This window comes from Butyricicoccus sp., from assembly GCF_050872565.1.
Lineage (GTDB): Bacteria > Bacillota > Clostridia > Oscillospirales > Butyricicoccaceae > Butyricicoccus_A.
In genome coordinates, this window is sequence record NZ_JBNMHC010000364.1 from 1 (window position 1) to 2,147 (window position 2,147).

At 46.1% G+C, this 2,147-nt stretch carries 3 protein-coding genes; 2 read left to right on the top strand and 1 reads right to left on the bottom strand.

The window, feature by feature from the left end; all coding sequences use genetic code 11:
- Positions 1–186 precede the first annotated feature (186 nt).
- Together ACR0P9_RS11395 and ACR0P9_RS11400 are read left to right on the top strand one after the other, a co-directional pair.
- Positions 187–648, top strand: coding sequence for a flavodoxin (locus ACR0P9_RS11395; RefSeq protein ID WP_432620241.1), 462 nt, complete (start codon positions 187–189; stop codon positions 646–648).
- Between the two features lie 19 nt (positions 649–667).
- Entirely contained in the window at positions 668–1,306 is a 639-nt protein-coding gene (locus tag ACR0P9_RS11400; RefSeq protein WP_432620243.1) for a TetR family transcriptional regulator, read from the top strand.
- Between the two features lie 57 nt (positions 1,307–1,363).
- Here the strand turns inward: ACR0P9_RS11400 and ACR0P9_RS11405 are convergent.
- Positions 1,364–2,147: helix-turn-helix domain-containing protein (locus tag ACR0P9_RS11405; RefSeq protein ID WP_432620245.1), on the bottom strand; the 784-nt coding region annotated here is incomplete at its 5' end.

The following is a 2,147-nucleotide window of genomic DNA, read 5'->3' on the forward strand; positions in this document are numbered from 1 at the left end:
ACAAAGGCGCGATATTTTGATGATGCTGTGAGTGCGTTTGACCTTCGTCTGACACCGGAAGATATTGCGTATTTGGAAGAACCATATGTGCCGCACCCGATTGTCGGCGCAATTGACAAGAATCCGCCGCAGGGCGTGATGCTGCTTGATGAAAAGAAATAATCAAAGAATTAGGAGGATAAAACGATGAGTAAGACATTGGTTGCTTATTTTTCTGCCAGTGGTGCAACCGGCAGTGTAGCAAAGGAAATAGCAAAGGCGACAGGCGCAGATCTGCACGAGATTCAGCCGGCCACCCCGTATACCAGCGCGGACTTGAATTGGATGAACAAGAACAGCCGCAGCTCGGTTGAGATGAATAATGAAAACAGCCGTCCGGGCATTGCAAATGCCGTGACAAATTGGCAATCCTATGATACAATATTTGTCGGTTTTCCGATCTGGTGGTATGTAGAACCGCGCATCATTGATACATTTATGGAAAGTGAAGATTTTGCCGGAAAGACCGTTATTCCGTTTGCTACTTCCGGCGGCAGCGGCATTGAGCGCGCGCAGCAGCATTTGAAGCAGCTGTATCCGCAGATAGATTGGAAACCGGGAAAACTGGTCAATCGCCGCAATGCAGCAGATTGGGCATCCAAACAGTAATAGCAAAAGAGGAATAGATATGCCGAAAGGGTCAGAACAATTAACCAACGCGAGAAAACAAGAAATTATCAACGCTTGTGCGAAGCTGTATGAGACGATGAGCTTTAAAGAAATCACCATAACAGAGATCGGAAAGGCGACCTCGTTTACCCGCACATCCATTTATAATTACTTTCAAACGAAGGAAGAAATTTTTCTGGCTCTGTTGCAGCGGGAATATGACTGGTGGAGCGATGACCTGTGTCATATGATGGACACGCAGGAAACAATGACCGTGCAGGAATTTGCAGACGCCATGGCACGATTACTGCAAAAGCGGAAACGCATGTTAAAGCTGTTGTCTATGAATCATTATGACATGGAGAGCAGCAGCCGAATGGAAAATCTGGTGGAATTCAAACGATCTTATGGACGTTCAATCCATGCTGTGACGAAGTGCGTGACGAAATATTTTCCGTGCATGACGGTACACGACATTCAAGATTTTATTTATGCATTCTTTCCGTTTTTATTCGGCGTGTATCCCTATACTGTCGTGACAGAAAAGCAGATAGACGCGATGCGGCAAGCGCATACGGAATATGTGCAGCTGACGCAGTATGAAATTGTATCGGCTTGTGTCAAACGATTGCTGTCTGCTTTTGACAAAACAGAATAAGAAAAAGAGATGGGTTAGCTTTGATAAGCAAACGCATCTCTTTCTTTTTTGTGAGATTTATCCGAGCGGAAATTCGCGGAATTTTCGTGGCGATACGCCGATTTTATCGGTAAATGCACCGGTGAAACTGGCTTCTGTTCGATAGCCGACCTCTGCACCAATCGCTTTGATGGGCAGTTCTGTCGATTTGAGCAGATATTTTGCGCGATCCATACGCATACAAATGATAAATTCGTGCGGAGAGTAATGCAGGCGGGCACGAAACAAACGAATCAAATGAGAAGGACTGAGATGCACCTGTTTGGCAAGCTGCTTCAGCCGCAAATCATCTCCCAAATGCATTTGAATGTACGCGACAGCTTGCTGTACCGGATCATCATTTGGCAGATCGGTATAGTCAGCCTCTTGATTGACAGTCAGATAACACAGAGCATTGTATAACAATCGCGAATGCTCGGTTTCATTGACGAGCTGACGATTGGCAAATTGCCGCACGAGGGTGCGAATTTGCGCCGCAGAACGGGCATGTTTTTGCCCTGTGTACAGCACGCCGCCGTTTTCACGGGTCAAATGCTGATACAGCTCCAGAGAATTAACGCCAGAGAAATGGACCCAATAAAATTCTACGTATTCTGCTGTATGATAGGCGTGGTGGTCATTTCCGTCAAACAGAAGAATATCGCCGGGATGTGCAGTGACTGTCTTTCCGTGATATTGCAGATCCATTGTGCCCTTTTCAATCAGCATCAGCATAAAACAGCCGAGATCCTGCCGATCAATGCTGTAGCGTTTATCACAATAGTAGTGTCCGCACATATGTACAGAGTAAAAAAGCGCCTGC

What these genes read in the sequence shown, in the direction of transcription:
- ACR0P9_RS11400 (WP_432620243.1), top strand. Translation starts at nt 668, where the DNA reads ATGCCGAAAGGGTCAGAACAATTAACCAACGCGAGAAAACAAGAAATT.
- ACR0P9_RS11395 (WP_432620241.1), top strand. Translation starts at nt 187, where the DNA reads ATGAGTAAGACATTGGTTGCTTATTTTTCTGCCAGTGGTGCAACCGGC.